The organism is Rhizobium sp. BR 317 (assembly GCF_047445835.1).
GTDB classification, from domain to species: Bacteria; Pseudomonadota; Alphaproteobacteria; order Rhizobiales; family Rhizobiaceae; genus Rhizobium; species Rhizobium paranaense.
The window spans coordinates 1-7,041 of sequence record NZ_JARWLB010000046.1; the positions used below are offsets into that span (position 1 = coordinate 1).

The 7,041-nt window shown below is 56.5% G+C and carries 7 protein-coding genes; 6 read left to right on the forward strand and 1 reads right to left on the reverse strand.

Annotation, left to right across the window (positions count from 1 at the left end; genetic code table 11):
- The first annotated feature begins 541 nt into the window (after positions 1–541).
- Positions 542–925: a response regulator gene (locus QD357_RS31030; RefSeq protein ID WP_183941255.1), complete on the forward strand. Its 384-nt coding sequence runs from the start codon at positions 542–544 to the stop codon at positions 923–925.
- A 100-nt stretch (positions 926–1,025) separates the two neighbouring features.
- Here QD357_RS31030 and QD357_RS31035 read toward each other — a convergent pair whose 3' ends face one another.
- A complete protein-coding gene (locus QD357_RS31035) occupies positions 1,026–1,274 on the reverse strand; it encodes a sigma factor (protein WP_183941253.1) in 249 nt (82 codons plus the stop codon).
- A gap of 245 nt (positions 1,275–1,519) precedes the next feature.
- On the opposite strand from QD357_RS31035, the gene QD357_RS31040 reads away from it, so the two are divergent.
- From QD357_RS31040 to QD357_RS31060, 5 genes are all read left to right on the forward strand, one after another.
- Positions 1,520–1,957 carry an HD domain-containing protein gene (locus tag QD357_RS31040; protein WP_183941251.1) on the forward strand — a complete coding sequence of 146 codons (438 nt, stop codon included), beginning with the start codon at positions 1,520–1,522 and terminating at the stop codon, positions 1,955–1,957.
- A gap of 2 nt (positions 1,958–1,959) precedes the next feature.
- A complete protein-coding gene (locus QD357_RS31045) occupies positions 1,960–2,433 on the forward strand; it encodes a gamma-glutamylcyclotransferase family protein (protein WP_246451675.1) in 474 nt (157 codons plus the stop codon).
- A 218-nt stretch (positions 2,434–2,651) separates the two neighbouring features.
- A complete protein-coding gene (locus QD357_RS31050; RefSeq protein ID WP_414125828.1) occupies positions 2,652–4,316 on the forward strand; it encodes an alpha-amylase family protein in 1,665 nt (554 codons plus the stop codon).
- A gap of 148 nt (positions 4,317–4,464) precedes the next feature.
- Positions 4,465–6,150 (forward strand): glycoside hydrolase family 13 protein, encoded by a 1,686-nt coding sequence (locus tag QD357_RS31055; RefSeq protein WP_414125826.1) that lies wholly within the window; start codon positions 4,465–4,467, stop codon positions 6,148–6,150.
- Positions 6,151–6,363: 213 nt separating this feature from the next.
- Positions 6,364–6,573 carry a hypothetical protein gene (locus tag QD357_RS31060; protein WP_414125827.1) on the forward strand — a complete coding sequence of 70 codons (210 nt, stop codon included), beginning with the start codon at positions 6,364–6,366 and terminating at the stop codon, positions 6,571–6,573.
- The last annotated feature ends 468 nt before the right edge of the window (positions 6,574–7,041 follow it).

A 7,041-nucleotide genomic window follows, 5' to 3' on the forward strand; every position in this document is an offset into this window, starting at 1 on the left:
TTGCATCGCCCCGCAAGTGCAAACGGTTACCGGCTCGGCACCTTGCGGATGCCGGGTCGGATCATTCCAACAATTTATTGAACGAGTTGCCGCGATAGCACCTGAACCCCGTCAAACCTCCTCAAGCGTTTTTCGCATCCAGTGACAAACGGCCCTGCCTTCAGCTTGTTCCCTGCAGATTGTTAAAATTCTTCGGCGTTCCGTGCCAATCAGTTCCCAAGCCTTCCAAGGTTTCATCGGCAAGCTAGGACGATTTAGGCGACGGCGAGTATCCCAAGGCCGAGACGCGCAGGGATGAACTGACCACGCGTTCTCCGCCCCTCGCAGCAATGGCCTGCCGGATCCGCTCGTTACGAAGGGAACAAAGTCAGCCGCCGCTGGTTCCTCTTTCATGTGAGGGCCAATAGCGATCTCATCGTCATCGGCGGATCGGCAGAATCGTCCGGTCCCCTGAGAACCATTCTAGCCGCCATAGCCCACGATCTTAGGGCGGCCGCGATCATTTTTGTCGACGCCCAGCAAACAGCCCTAGTCCGGTAAGATGAACGAGAGCTACAGCCATTTCTTTTCCGGCCGACGGGTTTTGATCGTGGAAGACGAGTATCTTCTTGCAAACGAGGCGCACCGCCAGTTGGTAAAGCTTGGAGCTATCGTCGTCGGACCGACAGCAAGGGTCGACCAAGCTCTCGATCTGATCCAGGACGAAGATGTCGATGCGGCGATCCTCGATGTCCATCTCGACGGCGAAATGGTCTTTCCCGTGGCCGAGAGATTGAATGAACTTAAAATCCCGTATGTCTTTGCGACCAGTTATGATCCGTCGATAATTCCCACTCGTTTTACCGGCTTCGTTTTTTGCGAAAAGCCGATCGAGATAGAGCATATTGCACGAGCCCTTTTTGGCCCGCGACCACAGGATTCTTGACGACCGTTTTGACCAGCCCTTCCCGGAAAGGGTGCGGCATTTTCCATCAATCCTCTGAGGTTTGTGGGGGGCTTCTTCCGGGAAGCAGCCTTTATTTCCTTCAAAACCATTGCGTGAAAAGATCGAATTTCCGCCGAAAGCTGTCGTACAGATCCGCAAACATCCAGGACTCCAGCGACATGTCGTCGGTGAACTGATTGAGGTTTGCGAGGGTTCTCGCCACGGTCTCCTGCACGAGATCCTCCGCGTCGGCAGGATCCCGGCAGATCGCCTCCGCCGATGATCGAAGCGCCGGCATAAGCGCCTCTATTTCAGCCCGCAATCGATGGTGTCGCGAAATATCCGTCACGATATTCCCTTTCACTAACGCATACGATTGTTCCGTTTATTTCCGTCCGGAGGCGTGCACCTGTCCGGCATTTTTTAAAACGGGTTTGATCCTGGCCTTGTTCCTGCTTGGCACAAGAAATCTCACCGGCCGCATAGGGAACTTCCGGCCGTTTCCATCGTTCAGCTTGATCGCTCGAAACGTGAACCGTGACGCTCAATCTTGGGTACGCCGCGGTTCCATGCGGCGACCGACGAGGGACCACGATGCTATCGACCGACCCGCTGGACCACGCCATGAAAATCGCGACCGAAGCACATGCGGGTCAGGCTGATAAGCTCGGCAATCCTTATGTCGAGCATTGTCGTCGCGTGGCGCTGGCGGTTTCGGGTGAGAACGAGAAGATCGTGGCATATCTGCACGATGTTGTCGAAAAGGGACCCGGCTGGACCATCGATCGCCTCCGGCAGGAAGGCTTTTCTCCCTCGGTCCTCTCAGCCGTCGACGCCCTCACCAAACACGCAGACGAGGATGAAAATGCCTTTGTCCACCGCGCGATCGCAAATGCCATGGCAAGACCCGTTAAGAAGGCCGACCTCGAGGACAACCTTTGGCAACAGCAGCGGATCGGCGGCGATACCGATAAGTATCGGCGCGACCTTGATACCATTCGGGAACAAGACGACAGATTTCTGAGAGGATGAGCATGCCAGCGGTTATTCGCCTGTTTGCCTTCGGGACGCTGAAGAAGGGATTTGCCCTGCATGAGCGGGGATTGGACCGAGCAGACTACCGCGGCCTCTTCAAAACGCGGAAACCCTACCCCATGCTGATCGCCGGTCGCTGGTTTGCTCCCATGATGTTTGACGAGCCGGGAAACGGTACGGCCGTGAAAGGCGAGCTTTATGAAGTCCACGATCGGACTTTGCGAAATCTCGATCTACTGGAATCGATCGGCAAACCTGGACATTTCCGCGGATTGATCGAGCTGGAACCCGTCGCCGGCGGCAATCCCTGCATTGCATTCGCCTATTTCAAGTCGCGAAGCTTAGCAAAGCCTGTGCATTCGGGCTATCTGTCCATGTATAACGATCGTCGCTTCATTCCGCCGGAACAACGCATCGAACGAACGCAAGGGCAGAACCCCGGCACCTATTCCAAAGATGCCTGGCTCCGGTGAAGGCCGAGCTATTCATTGACCTTTGAGCACCCCGTAGCGACGAAACGATCGGTCTTCCGTAAGCGTCGACGCGCTCCCCGGAACTTTTGCCACTCGATACGGTTTACATCAACGACCTCAGCATATGCCGGCGGTCGAATGACGCACAGCGCGACCAGCGACTTCGGGACCACGCACGCGTGACCAAAAGATCTGGCATAGGGCGCTCGCTCGGCGGCATGCCGCCCAATGTTGGACGCCCGAACGTGATTGATCTCTGGTACAAGAATTCCGTCGTCTACAGCCTCAATGTCGGCACGTTCATGGACAGTGACGGCGACGGAATTGGCGACTTCAAAGGCCTAACCGATCAACTCGACTATATCGCACGGCTCGGTGTCACCTGCCTGTGGTTGCTGCCATTTTATCCCAGCCCCGGTATGGACTACGGCTACGATGTTACCGACTACTACAACATCGCCCCGGAGCTCGGAACGCTTGGCGATTTTGTGGAGTTCAGCCATCAGGCGCGGTTGCGCGGACTGAAGCTTATCATCGATCTGCCGATCAATCATACGTCCGAGCAGCACCCCTGGTTTCAACAGGCGCGCACCGATCCCCGCTCGCCTTTCCGCGACTACTACAACTGGTCCAAAGCCAAGCCAGCAAACGTCAATCACGGCATGGCCTTTCCCGGTCACCAATCAAGTGTATGGACCTATGATCCGCTGGCAAGGGCTTGGTATTTTCATCGCTTCTATCCGCACCAGCCGGATCTCAACATCTGTAACCCCGCAGTCCGGCAAGAGATTTTCAAGATCGTCGGCTTTTGGCTCGAACTTGGCGTATCGGGATTTCGGATAGATGCAGCGCCGTTCCTGGTCGAGGAAGTCCGCCCCAATAGAGCTGCATCACGGCACTATGAGTTTTTCGGCGAGTTGCGCGACTTTCTATCCTGGCGGCGCGGCGACGCCGTCCTGATTGCCGAAGCAAATGTGCCTCCGAAGGAGATGCAACAATTCTTCGGCGGTGGTTCCCGCCTGCACATGCTCTTTGCTTTTCTTGTCAATCAATATCTGTTTCTGGCCCTGGCAACCAATTCCGCCGCCCCTCTTGCCCGGGGCCTCACCCGGCTCCCGAAACTGCCGCAGCTTTGCCAATGGGTACAGTTCCTGCGCAATCACGATGAACTCGATCTCGGCCGTCTKACAGAGAAGGAGCGGGACGAGGTCTATACGATCTTTGCCCCCGACGCCGACATGCGCCTTTATTCCCGCGGCATTCGCCGCCGGCTTGCGCCGATGCTCCGCAATGAACGCAAGAGGATCGAAATGGCATTCAGCCTGATGTTCAGCCTTCCCGGCATACCCGTCATCTACTATGGCGACGAGCTCGGGCTTGGCGACGACCTTTGCCTGCCGGAACGCTGGCCCGTGCGCACCTGCATGCAATGGTCCGACGACGAAAATGCCGGTTTCTCCACTTGCGCGGAAGAATATCTTATCCACCCGGTCATCATGACCGGCGATCACCGAGCCGAGAAGATCAACGTCGAAGCGCAGCAGCGCGATCCGAAATCCTTACTCAACTGGGTCCGGCGGCTTGTCGACACGCGGCAATCCTGTCCGGAAGTTGGCTGGGGCAAATGGAGCTGCCTTGAAACGCATAATCCAGCGGTTTTCGCCCAGAGATTTGCCTGGGAGCAAGGCACGGTCCTGGTCCTTCACAACCTTGCATCCCGAAATTGCCGCGTGAAGCTGGATCTCGGCGATGACGAGATGGAACAACATGCCGAATTGCTGGGTAACAGGGTCTATCCGAGGAAAAAAGGCAGAGGTAACACGATCGAGCTTGATGCCTATGGATATCGCTGGTTTCGCAGCAATCCATCCGCCGAGTCATGAACTTCGCCCTCAAAAACGGGAGAATGGCAAGTTCGGCGTGGAACCTATGCGCGCGGCGGCGGTTCTGACCTGACTTATGCCGCTGAAGGCGCTGAGATGACGCGCCGGAGAAGGAACGCGGCCAACCGCGACAATCCGAGAGGCTCACATGACCGCCAAACCAGCCGCCGAATGGTGGCATGCCAAGACGGCCTATCAGATCTATCCACGTAGCTTCTTCGACAGCAACGGAGACGGCATCGGCGACATTCCGGGCATAACGTCCCGGCTCGATTATCTCCACTCCCTGGGAATTGGATTGATATGGCTTTCGCCGATCTACAACTCGCCAATGGACGACAATGGCTACGACATCTCGGACTATCAGGATATCGCGCCGGAGTTCGGGACGCTTGCGGAAGCAAAGAAACGAGAGATCGGCATCATTCTCGATCTTGTCGTCAACCACACGTCCGATGAGCACCCCTGGTTCCTCGATGCCCGCGCTTCCAAGGACAGCCCATATCGCGATTTCTATATCTGGCGCTCTCCCAACGAGGACGGCACGCTCCCGAACGACCTTCTCTCCGTGTTCGGAGGACCGGCCTGGACGTTCGAGGCTGCGACCGGTCAATATTATTTCCATCAGTTCTCCCATCGTCAGCCGGACCTCAACTGGCACAATCCGAGCGTTCGGAAAGAAATCTACAGGATGATGAATTGGTGGCTGGACCGCGGCATCGCCGGCTTCCGTATGGATGTCATCGACCGCATCGCCAAGGATGTCGATCGCGCGATCACCGCCGACGGTCCATGTCTCCACGACTACATTCAGGAGATGCATCGAGAAACCCTGAAGGACCGCGATGTCGTGACGGTCGGCGAAGCCTGGAGCGCCACGCCCGGTTCAGCTCTCCTATACTCCGGCGCGCAGCGCGGGGAATTGTCCATGGTCTTTCAGTTCGAGCACGTCCTGCAACAGTGGGACAAGGTCTATGGCAAGTGGCGGCCAAAGCCGTTCGATCTCGTCGGTTTGAAGGCGGTCCTCAGCAAATGGCAATATGCCCTGTCGGACGACGGTTGGAACTCTCTCTTCTGGGGCAATCACGATCTGCCGCGTGCCGTTTCGACCTATGGCGACGCCACGGGTTACCATCGGGAATCCGCGACGATGCTAGCAACGGCCCTGCATTTCCTGAAAGGCACGCCCTTCGTCTATCAGGGCGAAGAGATCGGCATGACCAACGCCACCTTCACCTCCATCGACCAATATAGGGATATCGAAACGCTCAATATGCATCGCCTGCATGTCGAGGCAGGGCTTTCATCGGAGGAGTTCATCGCCGTCGCCAATCAGAATGCACGCGACAATGCGCGAACCCCCATGCAATGGAGCACGGCGGAACATGGCGGCTTCACCACTGGTGTTCCATGGATACAGACGAATCCCAATTTCAGCCGCATCAACGCGGCAAAGAGCATGGATGACGACCGCTCGATCTGGAATTATTACCGGCGGCTGATTGCGCTACGCGCCACGCATTCGGTCATCGTCTATGGCACCTATCAGTCCTATTTCGATCAGCACCCGCAGGTCTTCGCTTATACAAGGACAATCGAGGACCAGCGCGTGATCGTGCTCGCAAATTTCTCGTTGGAGACGGTGACGCTTCCTCTTCCCGACGAGTTGCAGGTGGAAGGTCAATGCTTGATCGCCAACTATCAGCCCGTAGAGCGGCTGAAAGAGACGATCGAACTCAAGCCATACGAAACTTTGGCCATCCTTCATACGATCGAGCTGCCGAAGGAAAAAGCAGTGGAGGATTTGGCCGCGAAAGCAGGACCGGACGCATGAAGACGCTCGAAGTCCAGCCACTCACAGGCTCTTCGGCCACGTCACGTCGACGAAAATCATCATGTGGTGGCGGTATGGAGCTGATGCATCGTTTGGAAGGCATTTAGCCCGCACATTTCTACGGGAACCGGCGCCGTTGTGCATGAGTTTGACCTCTGAGTTCAAGCGAAACGGGCGAGCGAAGCGCATGCCATTTCACAAAGGAGATTTGTCATGGTCACGAAAGCAGATGGCGATCCGCGCCACCATACGCAAAAGATGCAGGCGCGACTGAAGGAAACAATGGATCACTTGCGCGAGGACATCGAAAAGGTTGACGAGCCGCAGCTCAAGGCGATGTTCGAGACCGCCGCGGAAGTGCTTGGAGGGCTGAGAAAAGCCTTCAGTGATTACGAGAAGAAGAACGAGAGCGCGTGGCGATAGAGCGTCCGGCAACTCAGACATCGCAGGCTGACGGCATCAATCGCCAAGGCCGATTTCCGTAATCAATGGAAGATGATCGGAAGCCAGGTTCTTCAGACGATTTCGAGGCACGCTCGAGCCGAGGACAGAGGTGGCGCTGACGAAAATATGATCCAGCCGCATCTGCGGATAATGCGAGGGAAGAGTCGGTCTCGCCGGCTGATTTCCGGGGAGCCGGACGTCCTTCAAGGTGCGCGTGGTGATCCGATAAGGCGCGGAAGCCGGCTGCTCAGGAACCTTCGCGGCCGGCGACAGTTAGGGAATTCCATTGGATCAACGGAGGTTATGATGAAAAGGATTCTCGTTGCCGTGAGCGCGGCACTCTTCGCATCCGGGACAGCTTTTGCTCAAAGCAGCACGACGGTGGTTATTCCCGGAGAAGTCAGGACCTATGTGACGGAACAAGAGGTTCCATCCGTCACCTATGAC